20 protein-coding genes are annotated in these 22713 nt (G+C 68.7%); 12 read left to right on the top strand and 8 right to left on the bottom strand.

Annotated features, from left to right (window positions below):
- Positions 1-27 precede the first annotated feature (27 nt).
- From JOE57_RS05400 to JOE57_RS05390, 3 genes are all read left to right on the top strand, one after another.
- On the top strand, positions 28-468 hold the full coding sequence (locus JOE57_RS05400) for a VOC family protein (RefSeq protein ID WP_204916740.1): 441 nt from the start codon (positions 28-30) through the stop codon (positions 466-468).
- A 117-nt stretch (positions 469-585) separates the two neighbouring features.
- Positions 586-999 carry a VOC family protein gene (locus tag JOE57_RS05395; protein WP_204916739.1) on the top strand — a complete coding sequence of 138 codons (414 nt, stop codon included), beginning with the start codon at positions 586-588 and terminating at the stop codon, positions 997-999.
- Between the two features lie 237 nt (positions 1000-1236).
- Positions 1237-3081, top strand: coding sequence for a sialidase family protein (locus JOE57_RS05390; protein WP_204916738.1), 1845 nt, complete (start codon positions 1237-1239; stop codon positions 3079-3081).
- Between the two features lie 34 nt (positions 3082-3115).
- Here the strand turns inward: JOE57_RS05390 and JOE57_RS05385 are convergent, their stop codons facing one another.
- Entirely contained in the window at positions 3116-4486 is a 1371-nt protein-coding gene (locus JOE57_RS05385) for a wax ester/triacylglycerol synthase family O-acyltransferase (RefSeq protein ID WP_204916737.1), read from the bottom strand.
- A gap of 438 nt (positions 4487-4924) precedes the next feature.
- Here JOE57_RS05385 and JOE57_RS05380 point away from each other — a divergent pair, with 438 nt between their 5' ends.
- The 6 genes from JOE57_RS05380 (at position 4925) to JOE57_RS05355 (ending at position 11280) form a co-directional block, all read left to right on the top strand.
- Positions 4925-6838: a beta-L-arabinofuranosidase domain-containing protein gene (locus JOE57_RS05380; protein ID WP_338041171.1), complete on the top strand. Its 1914-nt coding sequence runs from the start codon at positions 4925-4927 to the stop codon at positions 6836-6838.
- A 132-nt stretch (positions 6839-6970) separates the two neighbouring features.
- Positions 6971-7969, top strand: a complete 999-nt coding sequence (locus JOE57_RS05375; RefSeq protein ID WP_338041170.1) for a COX15/CtaA family protein — start codon at positions 6971-6973, stop codon at positions 7967-7969.
- Positions 7970-8122: 153 nt separating this feature from the next.
- Positions 8123-8500, top strand: coding sequence for a lycopene cyclase domain-containing protein (locus tag JOE57_RS05370; protein ID WP_338041169.1), 378 nt, complete (start codon positions 8123-8125; stop codon positions 8498-8500).
- Positions 8493-8903: a lycopene cyclase domain-containing protein gene (locus JOE57_RS05365; protein ID WP_338041168.1), complete on the top strand. Its 411-nt coding sequence runs from the start codon at positions 8493-8495 to the stop codon at positions 8901-8903. Before JOE57_RS05370 ends, JOE57_RS05365 begins: the two co-directional genes overlap by 8 nt.
- The gene (locus JOE57_RS05360) at positions 8903-9694 is read left to right on the top strand and encodes a class I SAM-dependent methyltransferase (RefSeq protein WP_204916736.1); all 792 of its coding nucleotides are present in this window, start codon (positions 8903-8905) and stop codon (positions 9692-9694) included. The genes JOE57_RS05365 and JOE57_RS05360 overlap by 1 nt, the downstream gene beginning before the upstream one ends.
- Entirely contained in the window at positions 9691-11280 is a 1590-nt protein-coding gene (locus tag JOE57_RS05355) for an FAD-dependent oxidoreductase (protein WP_204916735.1), read from the top strand. The genes JOE57_RS05360 and JOE57_RS05355 overlap by 4 nt, the downstream gene beginning before the upstream one ends.
- On the opposite strand, the gene JOE57_RS05350 is transcribed toward JOE57_RS05355, so the two are convergent.
- The 6 genes from JOE57_RS05350 to lhgO all read right to left on the bottom strand — a co-directional run bounded on the left by JOE57_RS05350 (position 11277) and on the right by lhgO (position 18384).
- Positions 11277-12296 (bottom strand): Rieske (2Fe-2S) protein, encoded by a 1020-nt coding sequence (locus JOE57_RS05350; protein ID WP_204916734.1) that lies wholly within the window; start codon positions 12294-12296, stop codon positions 11277-11279. The two genes, JOE57_RS05355 and JOE57_RS05350, sit on opposite strands and share 4 nt — an antisense overlap.
- Entirely contained in the window at positions 12274-13206 is a 933-nt protein-coding gene (locus JOE57_RS05345) for a squalene/phytoene synthase family protein (protein WP_204916733.1), read from the bottom strand. Before JOE57_RS05345 ends, JOE57_RS05350 begins: the two co-directional genes overlap by 23 nt.
- Positions 13203-14690 carry a phytoene desaturase family protein gene (locus tag JOE57_RS05340; RefSeq protein ID WP_204916732.1) on the bottom strand — a complete coding sequence of 496 codons (1488 nt, stop codon included), beginning with the start codon at positions 14688-14690 and terminating at the stop codon, positions 13203-13205. Before JOE57_RS05340 ends, JOE57_RS05345 begins: the two co-directional genes overlap by 4 nt.
- Positions 14687-15949 carry a polyprenyl synthetase family protein gene (locus tag JOE57_RS05335; RefSeq protein WP_204916731.1) on the bottom strand — a complete coding sequence of 421 codons (1263 nt, stop codon included), beginning with the start codon at positions 15947-15949 and terminating at the stop codon, positions 14687-14689. Before JOE57_RS05335 ends, JOE57_RS05340 begins: the two co-directional genes overlap by 4 nt.
- Positions 15946-16488, bottom strand: coding sequence for an isopentenyl-diphosphate Delta-isomerase (idi, locus tag JOE57_RS05330; protein WP_204916730.1), 543 nt, complete (start codon positions 16486-16488; stop codon positions 15946-15948). Before idi ends, JOE57_RS05335 begins: the two co-directional genes overlap by 4 nt.
- 696 nt (positions 16489-17184) lie before the next feature.
- On the bottom strand, positions 17185-18384 hold the full coding sequence (gene lhgO, locus JOE57_RS05325) for an L-2-hydroxyglutarate oxidase (protein WP_204916729.1): 1200 nt from the start codon (positions 18382-18384) through the stop codon (positions 17185-17187).
- 148 nt (positions 18385-18532) lie between these two features.
- On the opposite strand from lhgO, the gene JOE57_RS05320 reads away from it, so the two are divergent.
- The 3 genes from JOE57_RS05320 to JOE57_RS05310 all read left to right on the top strand — a co-directional run bounded on the left by JOE57_RS05320 (position 18533) and on the right by JOE57_RS05310 (position 21853).
- On the top strand, positions 18533-19273 hold the full coding sequence (locus tag JOE57_RS05320) for an SDR family NAD(P)-dependent oxidoreductase (protein ID WP_204916728.1): 741 nt from the start codon (positions 18533-18535) through the stop codon (positions 19271-19273).
- 74 nt (positions 19274-19347) lie between these two features.
- Positions 19348-20385 carry an alpha/beta hydrolase gene (locus JOE57_RS05315; RefSeq protein ID WP_204916727.1) on the top strand — a complete coding sequence of 346 codons (1038 nt, stop codon included), beginning with the start codon at positions 19348-19350 and terminating at the stop codon, positions 20383-20385.
- 79 nt (positions 20386-20464) lie between these two features.
- Complete coding sequence (locus JOE57_RS05310; RefSeq protein WP_204916726.1) at positions 20465-21853, top strand: UTP--glucose-1-phosphate uridylyltransferase; 1389 nt, start codon at positions 20465-20467, stop codon at positions 21851-21853.
- Positions 21854-22012: 159 nt separating this feature from the next.
- On the opposite strand, the gene JOE57_RS05305 is transcribed toward JOE57_RS05310, so the two are convergent.
- Entirely contained in the window at positions 22013-22663 is a 651-nt protein-coding gene (locus tag JOE57_RS05305; RefSeq protein ID WP_338041167.1) for a malonic semialdehyde reductase, read from the bottom strand.
- Positions 22664-22713: the final 50 nt, after the last annotated feature.

The following is a 22713-nucleotide window of genomic DNA, read 5'->3' as shown; positions in this document are numbered from 1 at the left end:
CGACCGTCGATCGAGGAGGAGAAGCACATGGACTGGACGCTCGAAGTGGTGGTGCTGCCGGTCAGCGACATCGACCGCGCCATCGCGTTCTACCGTGACCAGGTGGGGTTCACCCTGGATCACCACACCGTCAACGAGCAGATGGACGTGGCGCAGCTGACGCCTCCGGGCTCGGGGTGCTCGATCGTGATCGGCAACCTGCCGAGCCAGCAGGCCATGGTGCCGGGGTCGATGCGCGGCCTGCAGCTGGTGGTGTCCGACGCGAAGGCTGCCCGGCAGCAGCTGCTCGACAAGGGGGTGGACGCCAGCGAGATCACCGTCTTCGACCAGCGTGACGGTGGCACGTTCTTCGGCTTCACTGATCCCGACGGCAACACCTGGGCGGTGCAGGAGCTCAAGGTGCGCGCCGAGCGTCCGTTGATCCCGGCCGAGGCCAGGGGTCGGTTCGGCACTGAACAATCCGCCTAGCCGCAAGACTGCCTGGGGAAGCTATTTCTAGGCAGTTCGCCGACGCGGGTACGACACGCCGTAGCGGGGTTTAGTCTGCCGCTAATGACCGTTCTGTCGTGACCAAGGAGCGCAGCAATGACCTCACGTCTCAACCCGTACATCAGTTTCCGCGACAACGCGCGGGAGGCTATGGAGTTCTACAAGGACGTCTTCGGCGGCACGTTGACGCTGAGCACGTTCGGTGAGTTCGGAGACAAAGACTCACCGCAGGCCGACAAGATCATGCACGGCATGCTCGTCACCGACAAGGATTTCGCACTGATGGCTGCCGACACTCCAGCCGGGATGTCGCACAATCCGGGCGACAACGTCGCCGTCAGTCTCAGCGGTGACGATGCCGACGACCTGCGTGGCTATTGGGCGAAGCTGTCGGAGGGCGGCACCGTCTCGGTCCCGCTGGAGAAGCAGATGTGGGGTGACGAGTTCGGCGCGTGCGTGGACAAGTTCGGCATCTCCTGGATGGTCAACATCGGCCAGCCCCAAGGCTGAGGGCCGGCGCAGGACGCCGGGGGACGATCGGCCGCCCAGCGAGCAGCCATGCGCGTCACGCCCTGCTCATCCTGGCGGCAGCGGCATTCCTGAAGCGGCGCGCAGAAACCCTTGCGGCGTTGACAAATCCGGTGGTACGTATGGGGCAGCGAGCCGCCGGGGCGACGACTCGGGGTGGGCGTTCTCCAGACTGGACGGGCGCCTGGGCGCGTGGTCACGCGCCGGGAGGAGTGCACCATGCGTCGTACACATTTTCGAGCCGCAATCGCCGCAGTAGCCTCCCTCGGGGGCCTGGCGGCGCTGTCCGCGCTACCGGCCGTCGCCACCACGGTGGTCGGCTCCAACGTCGCGGTGACGACTGACGCGTCCTACGTCAAGGCGAACGGACGCGCAGCCGGTCCCGGTGATGCGATCACGGCCTGCGGCCAGAACCGGCGCCAGCAGAACGAGCCCTCGGTGGCGGTGGACGCGCGAGATCCGTCGATCGTGGTCGCCGGCTCCAACGACTACTGCACGACCGAGCTGGCCGGCGGCAGCTGGGCCGGTTTCTATCGCAGCACCACCTCCGGGTCGACCTGGGTGAACAGCCTGCTACCCGGATACCCGACTGACAATTCGCCTGAGGGACTGGCAAGCCCGCTGCAGCGGAAGGGCATCACCAACGCCGGCGACCCGGTGCAGGCGTGGGACACCCAAGGGCGGCTGTTCTATATGGGCAACGCGTTCAACCGAGTGTCACCCCAGAACGGGTCGGTCTGGATCGCCACCTACGACCAGGACGCCGCCCGGTATGTGCGCACCGTGATCGTCGGCTCCGGGACGCCGGCGTTGAACGGGCGGTTCAATGACAAGACCTCGATCGAGGTTGATCGTGGCGTGAACAGCCCCCACCGCGGCAACGTCTACGGCGCCTGGAGCATCTTCCAGGGCCTGAACGCCAACAACTCGATCCAATTCACCCGCTCGACCGACCACGGAGCGACCTTCAGCAAGCCGACGAAGATCTCGACCGGGTCGAAGGGCGTGCAGTTCGCCGACATCGCGGTCACCAGCGACGGCACGGTCTACATCGCCTACCGCCAGTTCGAGACGGTCCGTGGCCACCAGCAGAACGCCATGGCCTACGTGGTCTCCCATGACGGTGGCCGGACGTTCAGCGCACCGGCCGTCGCGGCCACCTTCGAGCCTTTCGACGCGGCCGACACCGCCGGGGACCCCGCAGCAGCGGCCAAGGCGCACGAGCAGGCCTACGAGAACGCGGACGGACCGCAGTCCGAGCCGAGCGAGGAGTCGGTGGGCGACAGCCGTGACTGCGGCTCGGGCCCGTTCGCCTGCCGCAGCGGCTTCGTCTTCTTCCGCCACGACAGCCAACCTCGGATCACGGCCGACCCGAAGGCCGCCGACCAGCGGGTCTACCTCGTCTACGACGCGACCATTCCGGGCACTGAGCAGGCATCGGCGACCACGTACAACACCGCTGACCCGGCGGGAACCACCCTGCGGGTCGGCCAGGGCGGCATCTACTTCACCTCGCTCAGCTCCACAGGGTGGTCCACACCGCGGCTGTTGGCGCCGACGGCCCGTGGCCACCAGTTCTTCCCGGACATCAACGCTGACGGTGGCGTGCTGCACGCCATCTGGCACGACAGCCGCAACGATCCCGCCTACAGCGTCCAGTATCCGGCCGGCAACAACGGCGCGGTCCGTGACGCGGCAGGTTTCGCCGCCGCGACGCGTGGCCTCGACACCTACGGCGCATCGTCCACCACCGGGGGTACGTCGTGGGCGGTGGCCCGGCTGTCCAACGTGAGGCAGAAGCCCAACTATGAGATGTTCGGCGATCGCCGGGTGCCGTTCCACGGCGACTACAACTACGTCTCCTCGGTCGGCTCCTTCGCCTTCAACACCTGGACGGACAACCGGCAGGTCGTCGGTGGTGACGATCCTCGCTATGCCGGAGGTGAGGGGTTCGACGTCCACCAGTGCCGCGTCCAGGACGCCACCGGCGCCTGGGGTCCGGACACCTGCCCGAACGCCGGTGGTCTCGACCAGGACATCTTCGGGACGGCAAGCACCAGCTGAGGCTGGCCCGCGGCGGCGCAGGATGATCTTCGTGTCAGTCCTGCGCCAGGCTGTCCGCGGGCTCGGCCTGCTGGAGAGCGGCCGACAGTCCGGCGGCGAAGAGGTGCACGTCGGTGACGATGTCAGGGTCGCAGAGGACGGCGAGGTTGAGCTGGCCCGCATACGACAGGACGCTGACGCCCACGGACAGGTTTCCCTGCACAACACCGATCTGGAACATCTCGAGGATGCGGGAGCCGAGAAAGCTGAGCGGCCGTTGCGGACCGGCCAGGTTGCTGACCAGCAGGTTGACCAGCCGCTGGCGAGGCATCACCCGCACCATCCAACGTTGGGCGAACCGCCCGCTCGGCTGGTAGGGCGGCCGGAGCTTGGCTGCTGCAGTGGCGCGGATGATCTGCTGCAGTCGTCGCGACGGGTCGGGCTCCGCGACCGGGAGCGGGATGACCAGCACCGCGGCCCGGTTGCCGCCGGTGTGTTGATCTGCCTCCAGCCGGGTCGCGATGGCGACGGATGCGTTGATCACCATCTCGGGCCGAAGCTCGTCCCGGGACTCGAGCACCTCCCGGGCGGCTGCTGTCACGGCGGCAAGGACCGCGTCGTTGACCGTCCCACCCAGTGCCTTGGCCGACGCCCTGGTGGCCGCCAGGTCCGCGCGGACGAGGACGAGTCGGCGCCGATCACCGACGGGACGATTGAAGGACAGCCTCGGGGCCCTGGTCTGCCGGAGTATGCGAGCCACCTGACCGGTCTGTTGCACCAGCTGGCTGAGAGTGCTTGAGACGCCCGTGGTCGAGAGGCAGTCGCGAAGGATCGTCGCCTTGCGCTGCAGGTTGTCCTGGGCCAGCTCTCGTCGGCTGGGGCGCCGCCGGGGGGTGTGAGGCGAGCGGTCGGCCAGGGCCTCGGCCGGATCGCCGTCGAACAGCACCCGGATCAGTGCCATGGCAGCGATGCCGTCGGCCATCACGTGATGCAGGCGCAACAACATCGCCACCCGGCCGTCGCCGAGGCCGCCGAGCAGCCACAGCTCCCACAACGGGCGCTCCAGCTTGAGCGGTGCCGCGTTCAGTTCGGCGCACACCTCGAGCAGAGTGTTCTCGTCCCCCGGAGGCGGAAGCATTCGGGTCCGTACGTGGTACCTCACGTCGAAGGCCGGATCGTCGACCCAGAGCGGTGGTCCCAGGCCGAGCCCGGGGCGGAACAGCACCTGCTGCAACCGGGGCGCCCACTGCACCCGGCGCCTGACCTGGAAGCGGACGTAGTCGAGACGGACCCGGCCGTTGAGGTCGAGCAGCCGGCCACCGTCGAGAATGGCGAGAGCTGCCACGTGCATGGGTCCACCATGTTCCTCCACCCGCAGGTTGCTCAGGTCCAGTGAGCTGAGGCGTTCGAGGTCAGAAGTCCGCATCGAGCCGCCCTTCGACAGGCTCAGGGCGCGGAAGATCGAGCCGCCCTTCGACAGGCTCAGGGCGCGGAAGATTGAGCAGCCCTTCGACAGGCTCAGGGCGCGTAGGGGTTGGCTCAGGGCGCGGAAGATTGAGCAGCCCTTCGACAGGCTCAGGGCGCGTAGGGGTTGGGTCAGGGCGCGTGGGGGTCGGCTCAGGGAGCGGATGGGTTGGCTCAGGGCGCGTAGGGGTGGGCTCAAGGCGCGTGAGCGGAAGGTCTGGGCGCACGATGCTCCTCTGCGATGAGTCTCTGCCACCGGCTGCGGCTGTGCGCTCAGTCCATCCTGGCTGGGGGAGCCCAACTAGGGGCGAAAGTCCTTCCTGTGTGCGGCTGGCCGAGGTCGGGTGAACATTGTCCAGTACGGTAGGACGGACCAAGATCATCATCTGAGGAGTCGTCCGTGCCGCAGCCCACCTTGTCTCTGTTACCCCTGGGTCAACTGCAGCCGGCTGGATGGCTGCGCGGACAGTTGGAGCGGCAGCGGGACGGCATGGCCGGGCACCTGGACGAGTTCTGGCCGGACGTCCGTGACAGCGGTTGGCTCGGCGGATCGGCAGAGGGCTGGGAACGGGCTCCGTATTGGCTGGATGCCCTGGTCCCGTTGGCCTTCACGCTCCAGGACCCGACCCTAATGGCGAAGGCGCACCGCTGGGTCAACCGGATTCTCGAACTGCAGTCCGCGGACGGCTGGATGGGGCCGACCGCCACCACGGCTGACCGTGATCAGTCGGCCGATGACGATCATGATGTCTGGCCGCGGATGATCATGCTCAAGGCGCTGCTCCAGTACCACTCGGCCACCGATGATCAACGCATCGTTCCGGCCGCGCTGCGGCTCTGCCGACGGATCAAGACGGTGCTCGAGCGCCATCCGCTCCGCGACTGGGGACGGGTCCGCTGGGCGGATCTGGTGCTGTCAATCAACGAGCTCTCCCAGCTGTCCGGGGAGGAATGGCTGCCCGAGCTGGCTGACCTGGTGCGTGAGCAGGGCTTCGACTGGAGGGTCTTCGCCGACGAGCTGCCGTTCCCGGCCAAGGTGACCGCGGCCGAGCTGCTGACCTTCCAGGCGGAGGCCGACGGGTTCTGGATGAACGATCGCTACCTGACCTCACACGGAGTCAACATCGCGATGGGGCTGAAGGCCCTCCCTGTGCGCTGGGCCAACACGGGCGAGGAGGAGCTGCGCGAAGGACTGCAGACGATGGTGCGGCTGCTTGACGATCATCACGGGCAGTCCAATGGCTTCTTCAGCTGCGACGAGCACGTAGCCGGGAGGCACCCGTCGCAGGGCTCCGAGACCTGTGCGGTGGTCGAGGCGATGTTCTCCCTCGAGACAGCCTTGCAGCACTGGGGAGTCGACGGGCGCCTCGCAGAACGGCTGGAGCTGCTCGCCTTCAACCCACTGCCGGCCAGCGCCCGGGTGGACGAATGGGGTCATCAGTACGTCCAGCAGGCCAACCAGGTGGTCTGCCACGTCACTGAGGACCGGATCTACACCAACAACGGACCCGATGCGAACACCTTCGGTCTGGAGCCACACTTCGGCTGTTGCACGGCCAACCGCCACCAGGGCTGGCCCAAGTTCGCCGCGCGGTTGTGGATGGAGGCCGACGACGGCGACTTGGTGGCCCTGTCGTACGCGCCGAGCATCATCAACACCCGACGTGCCGGTGTTCAGGTAAGGATCGAGACCAGCGGAGAGTACCCGTTCACCGACGAGGTGACGATCACCGTCACGGTCGCCGAGCCCGTGGCCTTCGGGCTGCGGCTCCGGATCCCGGGCTGGTCCGATGAACCGGCGGTTCAGGTCGGCGGTGATGCGCTCCAGCCCCTCGATGCGGGCACCGTCTGCCGGATCGCGCAGCGTTGGGACGGCACCCGGACGATCACGCTGCGGCTGCCGGCGCGGGTGCGGGTGACGGACCGTCCCGGCGGGGCGGTCTCAGTGCAGCGCGGCCCGCTGGTGTTCACTCTCGCCGTGGAAGAGGATTGGCGCCGGATCGGGGGCGAGCTCCCGCACGCCAGCTGGGAGGTGCTGCCCGCCTCCCCCTGGAACTATGCACTGACGGGTGCACTGCCGGAGGGGCTTCGGCTGGAACGTGGCACGGTAGGCGAGGCTCCGTTCAGCCCTGACGGTGCGCCGCTGCGACTGCACGGTTTCGGCCAGCGGGTGCCGTCGTGGAGTCTCGAGCACGGGGCGGCCGCGGCGCCACCAGCGAGTCCGGTGCGGCTGGACACTGCGATCGAACCACTCGTGCTGCTGCCGTACGGCGCAGCGCGGCTGCGGGTGACGGAGTTCCCGACAGCCGAGTGAACCCTTCAACCCGACCTCGGGGTGAAGGGGCCCGGACCTGGCCTGGGCAGGATCGATGAGCGCCGCGCAGGGAAGGGTCGATGCTGGTTTATCGTGGTCTGACCAGAACCACAGCAGCGGAGCACCTTTCTTGTGAGCAACGAACCTAAAGACGCCGGTACAGCGAGCGCCGATCCTCGGTCTTCCGCCCTTCGACAGGCTCAGGGCACGGAAGGGGCCGGGAGGGAACTGTGGCGCCGGTTCACCGCCACAGCCCAGCTGAGGCGATGGGCGGTCGCCTCCCTGGTCGGCAATATCGGCATCGTCGTGACGGGTGCACTGGTCCGGCTCACCGACTCGGGGCTGGGTTGCCCGACCTGGCCGAGGTGCGCCCCTGAGTCCTACGTGCCGCACCCGGCCTACGGCATCCATGGTGTGATCGAGTTCGGCAACCGGCTGCTCACCTTCGTGCTGGCGGCGATCATGATCCTCACCTTCGTCACGGCCCGCCGACTGCAGGACCGTGAGGCTCGCCCGCGGGCGCGAACCATCGCTCTGATCCTGCTGGCCGGCATCCCGGCCCAGGCGATCATCGGTGGGATCACCGTGCTCACCCACCTGAACCCGTTCGCGGTCGCGCTGCACATGCTGGCGTCACTGGCGCTGATCTGCGTCAACGTGCTGCTGGTGCACCGCGCTCTCGGGGTCCGTCGCCAGCCGGTGAGCGGCGTTCAGCGGGCGTTGGTCCGGGTCACCTTCGGGGCGCTGGCCGTCGCCGTCTGGCTGGGTACGGTCGTCACCGGCAGCGGCCCACATGCCGGGGACCGGGACGCGGTCCGCACCGGCTTCGACCCGGCTCTCCTCAGCCACATCCACGCAGCCGCGGTCTATGTCGTGATGGCAGCGACCATCGCCGGCATCCTGTGGATCCGCTCCCGGGCAGCCGTCCTGCTCCTCATGCTGCTGCTCGGGCAGGCCGTCATCGGCATCGTCCAATACAACATCGCCCTGCCGGTCGGCCTGGTGCTGCTGCACGTTCTCGGCGCCGCTGTCATCACCGCAGCCGGTGCTCATTACCTGATGTCGGTCGGCAAGCGAGCCGAACAACCCCGGGCGACGGCTCCGGCTCGGCCAGAGTCCGCGACCGTCTGACTGAGGCTGCAACCCGGTGCAGGTCGTTCAGCGGGAAGTCTGATCCGCTGTCCGAGCGGGTGGTCCGCGCCGATAGGGTGGTGGCCAGCATGGCCCTCCGGTGGAGGGCCGTCGCCGTCCCTGCTCCCGCGTGGTCAGGGGATCTGTCCGCGGGTGAGGGGAGCAGGGGTCATCGACCGTTACCAGTACCTGCTGCTGATGGGATTGTGCCTGCTCGTCACCCTGCCGCTGGAGTTCCTGCTCGGAGCACGCGTCTACCGCCGTCCCCGGCCGTTGGTGCTCGCCCTGCTGGTGGTGGTGATCGTCTTCTCCGTCTGGGACATCGCCGGCATCCTGCGTGATCACTGGACCTACAGCCCCACCTTCACCACCGGCATCCACCTGATCTTCGGCATGCCGCTGGAGGAGCTCGTCTTCTTCCTCGTGATCCCCATCTGCGGCCTGCTCACGTACGAGGCTGTGGGCACGGTGCTCCGCTGGCTGCGTCGTCCGCGCGCCGGCACGGCGACGGAACTGGACGATCGTGCCTGAGTACACCCTGCTGACCGTCGTCGCCATCATCGGCGTGGTCGCGTTGGAGGTGCTCTGGCTGAGGACGGGAATTTTCAGGACCGCCCAGTACTGGGTGTCGATGGCGATCGTGTTCGCCTTCCAGATCCCCGTCGACGGCTGGCTCACCAAGCTGTCCGACCCGATCGTGATCTACAACGAGCGACAGATGCTCGGCCTCCGGTTGCCCTGGGACATCCCGGTCGAGGACTTCGGCTTCGGCTTCGCCATGGTCACCTTGGCGATTCTCTGCTGGCGGCGGTTCGTCGACCGCAGCCACGATTCATCAGTACCCAAAGACCCAGAACTGCACGGGAATTTAGAACTGCGTGAGGCGTCTTCCGCCGTCTCCGCCCCGACACCCACCGACCGTGAGGAGCCCTGATGCGCACCCCTTCGATGATCGCCACCGAGGACGTCCCCGAAGCCTTCGACTCGGCAGCGCCGCGCTACGACCTGATGGTGGCACTGAACCCCGGCTACCACCGTCACCTACGCAGCGCCGCCGCGGCCCTGGCAGAGCGCCTCGCCCCCGTCGAGACGACTCGCATCGTCGACCTGGGCTGCGGCTCCGGCGCCTCGACCAGGGCTCTGGTGCAGCAGTTCGGGCAGAGCAGGCTCGATGTCGTCGGCATCGACGCCTCCTCGGGGATGCTCAAGCAGGCCGAGGCCAAGCCGTGGCCGGCTGGCGTCCGCTTCGTGCACGGGTTGGCTGAGGAGCTGGCCTGGTCGCGGGGGGACTGGGGGCTGTCCGACCCGGTGGACGGTGTCTTCGCCGCCTATCTGTTCCGCAATGTGACCGAGCGGGACAAGGTGTTGGCCGCGGTGCACGACCTGCTCGTCCCGGGCGGTGTCCTGGTCACCCAGGAATACTCGGTGGCGGGCTCTCGGCTGGCCCAATGGATCTGGACAGTGGTGTGTTGGCTGGTGGTGATCCCGCTCAGCTGGCTGACCTCGCGCGAGAGCCGGCTCTATCGCTACCTGTGGCGCAGCGTGCAGCGGTTCGACTCGGTGGACTCCTTCACCGACCGGATGTCCGCGGCCGGCTACGTCGACGTCGAAGTGCGCACCGTCCCGGGCTGGCAGCGCGGCATCCTGCACACCTTCCGGGCCCGCAAGCCGGCCGAACAGGGGCCGAGCGGACCTGTGATGGATGAGCCGGCGAGGGGCGCGTGACGGCGCGCTGGATCCCGGGCAGGGACGCCAGAGCCGCCCTGCATCCCGGGGCGACGGGAGCGCTGCGGTCGAGCCAGGCCCGTACGGTGGTGGTGGTCGGCGGCGGCATCGCCGGGATCGCGGCCTCGGTAGCCCTGGCCGAGCGCGGTGTGGGGGTGACGCTGGTGGAGCGGGAGGCCCAGCTGGGTGGCCGGGTCCGGGCCTGGCCGGTCGACCACGACGGCGACCGGGTCACCATGAGCCGGGGTTTCCACGCCTTCTTCCGGCAGTACTACAACCTGCGGGCACTGCTGCGGCGCACCGACCCGGCCCTGGAGCGGCTGACGGGGATCGGCGACTACCCGCTCACGCTGGCGGGCGGGCACGACGACTCGTTCGCCAGGATCCCGCGGACGCCGCCATTCAACCTGGCGGCGTTCGTCGCCCGGAGCCCGAGCTTCACCGCCCGCGACCTGTCCCGGGTCGACATCCCGGCCGCGCTGGAGTTGCTGGATGTCGACTTCCCGGACACGTTCAGCGCGTACGACGGGCAGAGCGCGGCCGAGTTCCTGGACCGGCTCCGGTTCCCGGCCGGGGCCCGTCACCTCGCTCTGGAGGTGTTCGCCCGAAGCTTCTTCGCCGATCCGACCGAGTTCTCCGCCGGCGAGCTGGTGGCGATGTTCCACACCTACTTCGTCGGCTCCTCCGAGGGACTGTTGTTCGACCTGCCGACCGACGACTACGACACCGCGCTCTGGGCTCCGCTGCGAAGCTATCTGGAGCGGTCCGGGGCCGAGGTGCGAACCCGCGAGACGATCGAGTGGCTGGATGTCTCCGACCCCGAGCAGGTTCGCGCCGGGCTCGGCTCCGGAGGCGAGCTGACGGCCGACGCCGTCGTGCTGGCCGCCGACCCGGCCAGCACCCGGCGGCTGGTGGCCGGCGCCGCAGAACTCGGCGACGACGACTGGCGGAGTCGGGTCGCCGGGACGCGGAACGCGCCGGCGTTCGCGGTCTGGCGGCTGTGGCTGGACCGGAGGGTCGACCCGGGACGGCCGGCTTTCCTCGGTACCAGTGGTTATGGTCCGCTGGACAACGTCACTGTGCTGGAGCGGTTCGAGGCGGGTGCGGCCCGATGGTCGGCCGACCACCAGGGCTCCGTTGTCGAGGTGCATGCCTACGCGCTGCCCGGCACCGGGGAGCTTGGCACCGGGGATCTTGGCACCGGGGACCTCGACGGGCTGCAGGCGCGGCTGCGGGTCGAGCTGAACCGGGTCTATCCGGAGCTGGCTGCGGCCCGCGTCGTCGGCTCGGAATGGCTGGTCAAGGACGACTGCCCGTTGGTCGACACCAGCCCCTGGATCCGTCGCCCGGAGGTCAGCACCCCGGACCCGCGCGTGAAGCTCGCCGGTGACGGCATCCGTTGCGACTTCCCGGTGGCCCTGATGGAGCGGGCGGCGACGACCGGCATGCTGGCCGCCAACGCGCTGCTCGGTGACTGGGGACTGGCCGGTCACGATCTGTGGACCGCCCCGATGCAGGGACGGCACCGAGCCGTCGGCCGGCTGCGACGGGCGATGGCACACCGCCGCGACGCAGCGGTCAGCTAGCCGGGGAACTCGCCGCGGGAGCGCAGCTGATAGCGACGCTCCGCGTAGATCAGGTCGTCCACCCACAGCCGGCGGGCGGTGCGTCGGATGCCCGGGCGCAGCAGCGGCGCCATCCATCGGGCCACCTGGAAGCCTGGTCGGGCCGAGTAGGCGATGGTGGCCTCGGTGACCATCGTCAGCGGTTGCCCGCTGTCGTTCACCCCGAGTGGGGTGGCGTGGGTCTCCACCACGCTGCCGGCGCCCTCGCCGTCCAGGATCCGCATCACGATGGTGCGCGCGTCGGGGCAGCTGAACTCGGCCCGGACCGGAACGCCCCAGGTGCGGCTGAGCCGGAAGGTGACGTCCACCATCAGCGAGTGCTCGTCACTGGCCTCGTCGTCGACGACCAGGTGGCTGAACGAGTAGGGGTGGAACCAGGCCCCGTGCCAAGGGTCCAGGCGGTTGGCGATGACGTCCTCGGGCTGGCACACGCCAGGGGTCGCCATCACCGCGGACACCGACGCGGCCAGCGGCGGCCGGGGCGGCAGTGTGGGTCGGTCGATCTCCGTCTCGCCCGCGGTGGGCAGCCGAACCCAGATCAGCACCCCGTCGTCCCAGGCGCGGTACGGGGACCAGGTGGGGTCGCCGTTCTCGGTCAGCGACAGACCGTGCCAGCGGCAGTAGAGCGTGCCGCCCAGCACCGTGCAGCGGTCCAGCAGTGCGCCCAGATGGGGGCAGGCGCCCGGGCCGGCCACCAGTCCGCCTCCGGCGTTGCGCCAGAAGACGACCTCACGGCCGGCGATCGTCCGGGTGATGGAGACGGAGCTGCCCACGTCCGCGCTGGCTCCGGCGACGAACCAGCCACCGGGGTTGTTCTGCTGCGAGGCCGCCAGCGCGGTCGCGATCCTGGCCGGCTTGGCCTTCTGCCAGGTCGGCGCCATCCGGTCCTCGCTCGGCTGCGGCACCCGCGAGATGGGGATCCGGGAGCGCAGGTCGGGCCGGGTCGTCAGCGAGCTAACGCGCGTCCTGAGTGACATCAGTTGCAGTCCCTTTCGGTGTCCGGCCCGCTGGAGGCCTGCTGACCATGATGCGCCCGGCGGTCAGGGCCTTGCGCCAGGTGGGCACCCGGACCCGGCTGGAGAAGACGTCGTAGTCCGCCCGCTCGATCCGATCCAGGATCTGCGAGTACAGCAGCCGGGCGGCGCCGACGCAACGGGCCGACCGCGGCGGCAGCAGGGAGATGCCGGTGTCGGCGACCCGGTAGAGCTCGCGGTTCCGTTCGATCTCGAACCGCATGAAGGCGCGCCACTGCGGCGTCACCCGACGAGCCGCGGGATCGGCCCCGAACCGGCGGAGGTCCTGCTGCGGCAGATACACCCGGCCGCGGTCGAGGTCCTCGTCGATGTCGCGGAGGAAGTTGGTGAGCTGGAACGCCAGTCCCAGCGCGCGGGCGGGTGCGCGGGCGGCCGGGTCGGTGGGCTCCAGCACGGGCAGCATCATCTCGCCGATGACCGCGGCCGAGCCCTCCATATAGCCGCAGAGATCGTCCCAGGTCTCATAGCTGGTGGTGGTGAGGTCCATCGCCATCGCGCCGAAGAAGCGGTCGAAGCACTCCGGGTCGATCTCGGCCCGTCGGACGGTGTCCACCACCGCCGCCATCACCGGGTCGTCGCTGCGTCCGGCGCGCAGGTCGCGCCGGAAGCCGGCCGCGAACTGCTCCAACCGGTCCGCGATCTCGCCGACGGAGGAGGCCGCGAGGGTGCCCGGGTCGTCGACGATGTCGTCGGCCAGCCGGCAGAGCGCATACACCGCGTAGACATGCCGCCGGCGCGGCTTCGGCAGCAGGATGGCCCCCCAGAAGTAGGTGGTGCCGTACTCCCGGGTCAGCTCGGCGCAACGCCGATAGCCCTCGCTGAGCAGCGGGTCGAGTGACGTGGCGGACCTCACCGGCGGCTCCCGGGCAGATAGCGGTCGACGCGGTCGGCGGCGAGCTTGCCGGAGATCAGCACCATCGGCACGCCGACCCCGGGCACCGTGCCGGAGCCGGCGAAGACCAGGCCGGGGACCTGCCGGACCACGTTGGCCGGCCGGAAGGGGCCGGTCTGGCCGAAGGTGTGCGCCAACGCGAACGGGGTCCCGGCCTGCATACCGAGGCGCTGCCATTCGGCCGGGGTGACGATCTCCTCGGTGACGACGTCGTCCGGATAGCCGTGCTGGCCGAGGAAGGCGTGCAGCCGATCCCGCATCGGTCCGGTCTCGGTCCGCCAGTCGACCCGCCCGGACAGGTTGGGCACCGGTTCCAGGACGTACAGGGTGGAGCAGCCCTCCGGTGCCAGGCCGGGGTCGTCGAGCGACGGGATCGTCACCAGGCGGGACGGGTCCGGCATCAGCTCGCCGCGCTTCAGCAGTGCGTCGAACGCGGTGCCCCACTGCTCGCCGAAGTGGATGTTGTGGTGGGCGAGGTCGGGGGCGGGGGTCCCCCGGACGCCGACGTGCCACACCACCGCGGAGGGCGAGTAGGTGCCGCGCCGGGTGGCCCTGGGCGGTCTGAGGTCAGGCAGCAGCTTCTCGTACGCGACCGGCAGGTCCAGGGTGCAGACGACCGCGTCGGCGGACAGCTGCTGGCCGTCCGCCAGCCGGACCCCGGCCACCCCGCCGGTGTCGTGGCGGCGGAGGATCGCCTCGACCTCGGACCCGTAGCAGAACTCCACCCCGGCCTTCTCGCAGGCCTTCGCCAGCGCCACCGGCATAGCGTGCATCCCGCCCTCGGGGAACCAGACCCCCTCGATGCTGTCCATGTAGGTGATGACGGCGTAGAGGGCGAGGGCCGAGTCGGGGGCCAGCCCGGCGTACATCGCCTGGAAGCTGAACAGCCGGTGCAACCGGGGGTCGCGGAACCGTCGGCGTACGGCAGCACCGAGGCGGCCGAAGGCGCCCAGCCGCACCAGGTCGGCGGCAACCCGCGGCGAGGACAGCAGATCCAGCGGCGAGTCGTAGTTGCGGTCGATGAAGTGGGGCATCTCGAGCACGTAGAGCTTGCGCAGCCAGGCCACGAACTCGTCGAAAGCGGCGGCGTCGACACTGCCACAGGTCCGGCTGATCTCGTCCCGCATCGCCTCGTGGCCGTAGCGGACGTGGATGGTGCTGCCGTCGGCGAACCGAGCCCGGTAGGCCGGGTCGAGCCGGCGCATCGGCAGGACGTCGTCGATGTCGGTGTCCACGGCCCGCAGCGCGTCGGCGACCAGGTCGCGCATGGTGAGAACCGTCGGTCCCGTGTCGAAGGTGAAGCCGTCGCGCACCAGCTGTCCGTTCCGGCCACCTGGGATGTCCTCGCGTTCGACAACGGTCACCTGGTAGCCACGGCCGCTCAGATGGCAGGCTGCGGCGAGGCCGGCCAGCCCGGCGCCGACGACGATGACGCGTCCGCTCATCGGTCCCGCCAGGCGATCTGGTGGGCCATCTGGACGAGCTGGGTCACCCCGTCCGGATCGAGCGAGCGTTCGTCGAGCGCCGCGATGGCGGACTCGACGTGGGCCGAGATCATCTCCTCCACCGCGGCCACCACGCCGTCGGCGCGGAGCTGGTGCTGCAGCAGCTCGACGTCGTCGGCCCCGAAGGTCTCGGTGCCGACCCGGGCCAGCGCAGCACGAGCCTCGGGGTCACTCAACCGCCCCTCCGCCAGCGACAGGATCACCGTGGGCTTGCCAGAGATCAGGTCGTCCCCGGCCGGCTTGCCGGTCTGGGCCGGATCGCCGAGGGCACCGAGCAGGTCGTCGCGGAGGGCGAACGCCTCGCCCACCTCGCGGCCATAGCTGATCAGGGCGGAGTTGACCACGTCCGGCGCCTTGGCGGCCGCAGCGCCGAGCTGCAGCGGTCGTTGCACGGTGTAGCCGCCGGACTTCATCCTGGCCACCTGCCGGGCATGCCCGAGGTCACGTCGGCCGGCCGCTCCGCCGGTGAGGTCGCGGCGCTGGCCGCAGACCAGCTCGACCACCAGCAGCCGCCAGATCCGCCGCATCTCCTGCGGCAGCCCCGCGACCAGATGGTCGGCCTCGGCGTGCGCCAGGTCACCCAGCAGGATGGCGATGCTCTCACCGAAGCGCTGCGCGGAGCCGAGGGCCGCGTTGTCGATGTGCAGCTGGGTGGTGCGGGTGTGCACGGTCGGCTGACCGCGGCGCGACCCCGACTCGTCCATCACGTCGTCGTGCACCAGGGCGAACAGGTGCAGCAGCTCGAGTGCAGCCCCGACCTGGACCACCTCGGCATGCCCGATGCCGCGCGACTTGCCGCTGGCGGTGAGCCAACCGAGGTAGGACATCATCGGTCGGATCCGCTTGCCGCCGGTGCTGACCAGCTGCTCGAGTAACTGGGGCAGGTCGGCGTCGGCCAGGATGTCGACGGGCCCGTTGTCGTCGAGCCGGTGGGTCCACAGGTGCATCAGGTCGGACAGTGACTCGCGCAGCAGCCCGTCAACGAGACCAAGGTGCTCCACCAGGTCCGGATGGAGTGCCGGCCGCCGCATGGCCAGCACCTGGGCGGTGGGGGAGTCCGGACCGTCGAACGTCTCCGGCTGGTCCTGGTTGGTCGGGCGGGTCGGATGAGCTCCGCGCCGGGCCGCACCCAGCTGCGTGGGGCTGTCGGGTCTGATCATGCTGGTCGCCATTCCGTTGGGCTCGGTCGGATGCGTCACGGGCTCGAGCTGGTCGCCAGCTGGCTGACCTGACGGACAGCCCACGGGCTGAAGGCGAACGGCGTCGCCGACATCGCGGCGACCGCATCCCGCCAGGGCACCCAACTCCAATCCATGACTTCCTCTGGATTCGGATCCGGACCCCTGTTCGGATGCACCGGAGCACCAACAAAAACGGGACAGATCTCATTTTCCCGGATGCCGCTCGCATCTTGAGCCGTGTAGGCGAAGTCCGGCAGCGCGCAGCGGAGGTCGGTCACGTCCATCCCGAGCTCGGTGCCCAGCCGACGACGGATAGCCGACTCGAACTCCTCACCCGGCAGCGGATGCCCACAGCAGCTGTTGGTCCAGACGCCGGGCCAGGTGGCTTTGGAGAGTGCACGTCGAGTGAGCAGCAGCTGGCCCGACGCGTTGAACAGGTAGAGGGAGAAGGCCAGGTGCAGTGGCGTCGCGGCATGGTGCACCGTGGACTTCGGGTGTTCGCCGATCGGCTCGCCCTGGGGATCGACCAGGACGACCGGATCGTCCACCTCCGTCACGGCGTCTCAGCTGGTCGGCGGCGCTGCATGGACCCACCGTACCCAGTCAGGAACCCGGCCGCCGCACCTTGCGGGAATCGCCGGAGGGTGGACTGAAGCGGTGGGCGTGCTGGTCGAGGGGGCGCGAACGCTTTGCGGGGCCCCTTCGAAAACTCAGCAGATCGCGACATTTGTGGTCGGGGGAGCGATTTCCGGGAGCGAAAAGTCGCGGTGTGACGACTTCTGTGGGGCGGGGAGGGTTGGGGTCGGTTGAGAAGTCGCGGTGTGACGACTTTTGTGAGCGGGAGGACCCGGGGGGGTCGAGAAGTCGCGGTCTGACGACTTTTGTGAGCGGGGCGGATCTGGTCGGTCGCCAGAAGTCGAGGTCTGACGACTTCTTAGGGCGGGGGTGGGCTCCCAACGGTCGAAAAGTCATCACGTGACGACTTCTCGTACGGGTGGGAGACGGGGCAGGGGGGCGCGGCAGCCCGCGAGGTCGAAAAGTCGCGGTCTGACGACTTCTAAGGCACGGAAAGCGATCTCCGACCTAGAAAAGTCGCGGCCTGTCGAGTTTTTGCACGGGGCCGGGGCACGAGCACGGGAGGGGGCCGCGGCAAGCACGTGGGGCGGGAAACGAGCACGGGAGGGGCCAGCGAATGAGCCCGTGGAGCGGAAAGCGACCCCGTGGAGCGGGGAACTAGGGGGCGGCGCGCAGGGTCAGCGGCGGAGGGCGAGGCAGCGGTCGGCGATCATCTCCCCGATCGGCAGCGCGGAGGTGGCCGCGGGCGAGGGCGCGTTCAGCACGTGCAGCATCCGGTCGGTCTGCTCGAAGACGAAGTCGTGGACCAGGGTGCCGTCCGGCAGTACGGCCTGGGCACGGATGCCCGCCTCGTACGGGAGCAGGTCGCTGAGCTCCAGACTGGGGCAGTAGCGGCGGCAGGCGGCCAGGTACCCACGCCGGAACAGCGAGTTGCGCACCTCCACGACACCCGTCCGGGCGTGCTTGCGGGCCACCCGCCAGAAGCCGGCGAAACCGAGGATGTCGCGGATGTCTGCAACCGACAGCGCCCCCTTGCGATACCCCTCCCGGGACAGGCCGAGCACGGCGTTCGGTCCCAGCGTGACCGTACCGTCAACCATCGGGGTCAGGTGAACGCCGAGGAAGGGCAGAGCGGGATCGGGTACCGGATAGATCAGGTGGCTGACGATCGTGCGGCGATGATCCGGCAGCCGGAAGTACTCACCCCGGAAGGGGACGATCCGGGCCGCCGACGCCAGCCCGGCCAACCGTGCCAGCCGGTCCGCCTGCAGCCCACCGCAGACCACCAGCTGGCGAGCAGTCCACCGCTCATCACCGGAACTGATGGTGACCTCGGACAGCGACTCGAAGATGCCGTCCACCTGGACGCCGAGGCGCACGAGCCCGCCTGCCTGCTCGATCTCGCCCCGCATCGCCTCGGACACCCTGCCGTAGTCCACGCTGCCGGTGGCCGGCACCAGCAGCGCCCCCAGCCCAGCCACCTGCGGCTCGAGCTCCTGAAGCTCGGCAGCCGAGAGTCGCTCGGCCTCGATGTTGTTGATCTTGGATCGCTCCTCCAGATCGGCCAGCCGCTGGAGATCCTGTTCGGTGGTGGCAACGAGCAGCTTGCCCTGCGTGCGTACGGGAATGTCATGCTCGGCGCAGAACTCCTTGGTGGCCTGAGCCCCCCGGCGGCACAGGTCAGCCTTCAGGCTTCCCGGCGTGTAGTAGATGCCCGAATGGATCACACCCGAGTTGTGCCCGGTCTGGTGCTGGGCGATCCGCGGCTCCTTCTCCAGGATCAGGATGCTGGCGCCGGGCCGCTGCCGCAGCAGGTTGAGCGCCGTGGACAACCCGACGATACCGGCTCCGATGACACAGAAGTCGAAGATCAACACAACCCCCCTTGAGTGGTTCCAGTATGAACCACTCCGCCGCGGCGGGTTGGTTCACCCGCGTCAGCGGGACCTATGACCCTTCCGGGCCGTCGTCGCCTCGGTAAGGCTGGTGGTGACGGATCTCAATCGTGGAAGGAACTACACGCTCATGAAAAGACTCGAAGGTCGGGTGGCGCTGGTGACCGGTGCGGCCAGCGGAATCGGCCTGGCGACGGCGCAGCGGCTGGCCGATGAAGGTGCTTCGGTCATGCTCACCGATTTCAACGACGAGGCGGGCACGGCCGCTGCGGCAAGCATCGTCGGTGCAGAGTACGCGCACCTGGACGTGGCCAGAGAAGAGGACTGGGACGCGGCGATCGCGGCGACGGTGGAGCGGTTCGGCCACCTCGACATCCTGGTGAACAATGCCGGCAAGGGTGACTTGGCCCCGATCGAGGAGACCTCGCTCGAGGACTGGGAAAGCACCATCGCCATCGACCAGACCGGTGTCTTCCTCGGCATGAAGACCGCTGCGACAGCGCTGAAGCATTCTGATCATGCCTCGGTGATCAACATCAGCTCGATCTTCGGCACCAGCGGCGGTTTCGGGACAACGCCCGCCTACCACGCCGCAAAGGGCGCCGTCCGGACGTTGACCAAGAACACCGCCCTGCACTGGGCGCAGCAGGGGATCCGGGTCAACTCGATCCACCCCGGGTTCATCGACACGCCGCTGCTGGACCAGGCGCGCGGCACCCCCTTCGAGCAGGCCATGATCGACTTGACGCCGATGGGGCGGCTCGGGCAGCCAGATGAGATCGCCGCCGGGGTGGCCTACCTCGCCAGTGACGACGCATCGTTCGTCACCGGGCTCGAGCTCTACATCGACGGCGGCTACATCGCCCGTTGACGGCGGGCGACGATCACGCCTCGGGTCTCGCGCTACGGGCCCGGGGCGGCTGCTGACCTCCTACACTCGGGCTCATGGGTGCACCGGGGACCGTCAGTCGCAACGTCCTGGCGGCGATCTGGCTGCTGGTCGGTCTCGCGCTCATCCTGACGCCGGTGTGGCTGGCGTGGAGCAGCTGGTCGACCCTGCTCAGGGGCCATCCGAGTCTTCCCGCGGTCGCCCTCGGCTCCTTGATCGTCGGTGTGGTGGCCGTGGTCTGGGCCATCGCCTCCCTGGTGCTGGGACGTAGGTATGACGCAGAAAGTCGGACCCGGGCAGGGCGGAGGCTGACCGCCGGCCAGCTCCGGCGGCGCGCGGCCTGGCGGATCACGTTGGCCGTTCCTGCTCTCCTGTTGAGTGTGCTGTTGATCGCGGCCCTCATCTGGGCTCGGCCGTTTCCGGCCGGAAACGCCTCGGTTGTCGCCATGCAGACCTCCACCACGGTGAAGATCGCCGACCGGCTGACCTGGTACGAGATGGTGCCGCAGCGACGGGACCGCTTCAACCACGTGATGAAGCCGACCGGCGGGCTGATCTTCGTCCCCGGTGCTCGGGTGGACCCGCAGGCGTACGCCCCGCTGTTGCGACCGTTGGCGGAGGGAGGCTACCTGGTGGTGGTCTTGAAGGAGCCGTTCGGGCTCGCGATCCCGACGTCGGGACACGCCGAGGGAGTGCTCAAGCTGCATCCGGAGGTGCCGTACTGGGCGATCGGCGGCCACTCGCTGGGCGGTGTCGCCGCAGCCGCTTTCGCAGACAGCCATCCGGTCCAGATCTCGGGTCTGGTGCTGTACGCGTCCTACCCCGCGCAGCCGTTGACCAGGACCGAGCTGAAGGTGCTGTCCATCTCCGGCAGCCGCGACAGGCTCACCACCCCCGCCGACATCGAGGCCTCCAGAGCCAGGCTGCCCGCGAACAGCCAGTTCCTGGTCATCGACGGCGCCGTGCACTCGTTCTTCGGCGACTACGGGTCCATGTCGGGAGATGGCACACCGACCGTCGACCGGGCCAAGGCTCAGGCGACCATCACCAGGGCCACCGGAACATTCCTCGCCTCGCTGAAGCCGAAGCGGTAGCGATGCCGACCGGTCGTCGTCTCGCCCCGGCCGGCGGCGCCGGATGCTCGCCGGGGTGGTCCTCCCCTACGATCACTGCATGAGCGAATCAGGTCTGAAACTTGCCCAGGAGAAGATGGCCGCCGCCGGTGTCGACCAGCGAGCCATCGACGTGTTCAGCCACTACTACCGTGAGCTCGAAGGGGGAGCGACCGGGATCATCGCCGAGGACTCGATCGAGCCGCTCAACCACCCCCCGCTGCTCTCCGACGTCGCGGTGGATGGCGCCCACGCTCGTGAGGCCTTCGCCAAGACGGTGATCATCAAGCTCAACGGCGGCTTGGGTACGTCGATGGGCCTGGACAAGGCCAAGTCGTTGCTTCCGGTCCGCGACGGCAAGTCGTTCCTCGACCTGATCGTCGACCAGGTGCGCGCAGCCAGGACTCAGCACGACGTGGCCCTGCCGTTGATCTTCATGAACAGCTTCCGCACCCGCGAGGACACGCTGGCGGCCCTGTCGCCGTACGAGGATCTGGCCGTGGAGGGGATCGACCTCGACTTCCTGCAGAGCCAGGAACCCAAGCTGCTGAAGAGCGATCTGACTCCGGTCGAGTGGCCGGCCGACGAGACTCTGGAGTGGTGCCCGCCCGGGCATGGTGATCTCTACACCGCGCTGCAGGTCTCTGGGGTGCTGGCCAATCTGCTGGATCGCGGCTACCGCTACGCCTCCGTCTCCAACTCCGACAACCTGGGTGCGGCACCGAACGCGGTGCTGGCCGGCTGGTTCGCTGCGAGCGGCGCACCTTACGCGGCGGAGATCTGTCGACGTACGGCCGCCGACCGCAAGGGCGGCCACCTGGCCATCCGCAAGGCCGACCAGCAGTTGATCTTGAGGGATACCGCCCAGACGGCTCCGGACGAGATGGACTACTTCACCGACGAGCACCGCCACCCCTACTTCCACACCAACAACCTGTGGTTTGACCTGCACGTGCTGTCCGACACGTTGAAGAAGCGGCACTCGGTGCTGGGGTTGCCGTTGATCCGCAACGAGAAGACGGTCGACCCGTCTGACTCGTCCTCGCCCGAGGTCTACCAGATCGAGACGGCGATGGGGGCGGCCATCGAGGTGTTCGAGGGCGCCACCGCGATCGGCGTCGGCCGGGAGCGGTTCCTGCCGGTCAAGACCACCAACGACCTGCTGGTGCTGCGCTCCGATGTGTACGAGCTGAACGACGACTCGACCCTGAGCCGGGTCGCCGATCCGGCGCCGGTGGTCGATCTCGACTCGCGCTTCTACAAGACCATCACGGCGTTCGAGCGCCGACTGCCGGTGGGCCCGCCATCGATGAAGGCGGCCCGGAGCCTCGTGGTCAAGGGCGACTGGACCTTCGAGGCTGAGGTCACGGTGCTCGGTGATGCGCGTCTGGACGACGAGGGCCACCCCAGTACGATCTCCGCCGGCACGGTCCTCGGCTCTGCCACCTGATCACGCGCCCTGAGCTTTGCTCGATCACGCGCCCTGAGCTCGACTACGCGCCCTGAGCTTGACTACGCGCCCTGAGCTTGTCGAAGGGCATGGGGTGGTTGCTCTTCGACAGGCTCAGAGCGCGTAGTTGCGGTTCAGGGCGCCGGCGTTGCGCCTGGGTCAGACGGTGCTGACGACCTCGTCGTAGTCGAGCCGGGGGAGCCGGTCACGGAAGGCGTTCTCGCCGGGCTTGCCGATGTTGACCACCAGCATGGCGCGGTGCTTGCCGTCAGGGTAGAACTGCTTCTCGACCGCGGTGGCATCGAAACCACCCATCGGTCCGGCAGCGAAGCCAGCAGCACGGACGGCAACGATGAAGTAGCCAATCTGCAGGGCGGCGTTCATCCGGGACATCTTCTCGCGGGACGCCTCGTCGGCCGCGAAGCGTTCCTTCGCTGCCGGGTTGTGGGGGAACACCTTGCCCAGTTCCTCGTGGAAGTCAGTATCGGCGGCCAGGATCGCCACCAGGGGAGCCGACCGGGTCTTGTCCTTGTTCCCGTCGGCCATCGCAGCCACCAACTGTTCGCGCGCCTCGGGGCTGCGAACCAGCACGATCCGCAGCGGCTGGATGTTCATCGCCGTCGGACCCCACTTGGCCAGCTCGAAGATGGCCTGGATCTGTTCCTCGCTGACCGGCTCATCGGTGAAGGTGTTGGGCGTTCGAGCGTCTCGGAACAGCAGGTTCTGGGCGTCGGTTCCCAGCGCCAGCTGATCGGCGAACTCGGCCTCGAAGTCGGACAGCTCGGAAAGGTAGTCGGTATGGATGCTCACAAACGGTTTAACCGTCAATCTTCGACGCGTATTTCCGTCCGGTCTGTGAG

Origin of the sequence: Microlunatus panaciterrae (assembly GCF_016907535.1) — a bacterium.
Lineage (GTDB): Bacteria > Actinomycetota > Actinomycetes > Propionibacteriales > Propionibacteriaceae > Microlunatus > Microlunatus panaciterrae.
Note: the sequence above shows the minus strand (reverse complement) of the source record. Positions and strands in the feature narration are given on the sequence as shown.